General features: G+C 56.1%; 1 rRNA gene. It reads right to left on the minus strand.

What is annotated here, in order from left to right:
- Positions 1–971 (minus strand): 16S ribosomal RNA (locus AC5WOC_RS21170); the annotation flags it as partial.
- Positions 972–974: the final 3 nt, after the last annotated feature.

A 974-nucleotide genomic window follows, 5' to 3' on the forward strand; every position in this document is an offset into this window, starting at 1 on the left:
TGCGGTCAATGGGATGTCAAGCCTTGGTAAGGTTCTTCGCGTTGCTTCGAATTAAACCACATGCTCCACCGCTTGTGCGGGCCCCCGTCAATTCCTTTGAGTTTCAGCCTTGCGGCCGTACTCCCCAGGCGGAGTGCTTATTGGGTTTCCTTCGGCACTGAGGACGTGATGCCCCCAACACCTAGCACTCATCGTTTACGGCGTGGACTACCAGGGTATCTAATCCTGTTCGCTACCCACGCTTTCGCGCCTCAGCGTCAGTTACAGGCCAGAGAGTCGCCTTCGCCACTGGTGTTCCTCCCGATATCTACGCATTCCACCGCTACACCGGGAATTCCACTCCCCTCTCCTGCACTCAAGTGAACCAGTTTTGCAGGCTTACATTGGTTGAGCCAATGCCTTTTACCCACAACTTAATCCACCGCCTGCGCGCGCTTTACGCCCAATAATTCCGGACAACGCTTGCCCCCTACGTATTACCGCGGCTGCTGGCACGTAGTTAGCCGGGGCTTTCTGCTTAGGTACCGTCATTTGTTTCTTCCCTAAGAACAGAGCTTTACAACCCGAAGGCCGTCTTCACTCACGCGGCGTTGCTCCGTCAGGCTTGCGCCCATTGCGGAAAATTCCCTACTGCTGCCTCCCGTAGGAGTCTGGGCCGTGTCTCAGTCCCAGTGTGGCCGGTCACCCTCTCAGGTCGGCTATGCATCGTTGCCTTGGTAGGCCGTTACCCCACCAACTAGCTAATGCACCGCGGGCCCATCCTCAAGTGTAAACTTTTACTTCTTCGTCATGCGACATAGAAGATTATCTGGTGTTAGCCCCGGTTTCCCGGAGTTATCCCAGGCTTGAGGGCAGGTTGCCCACGTGTTACTCACCCGTTCGCCGCTAGGAACCGAAGTTCCTCGCTCGACTTGCATGTATTAGGCACGCCGCCAGCGTTCGTCCTGAGCCAGGATCAAACTCTCCGTGTTGGA

The organism is Shimazuella sp. NTD247 (genome assembly GCF_059510415.1).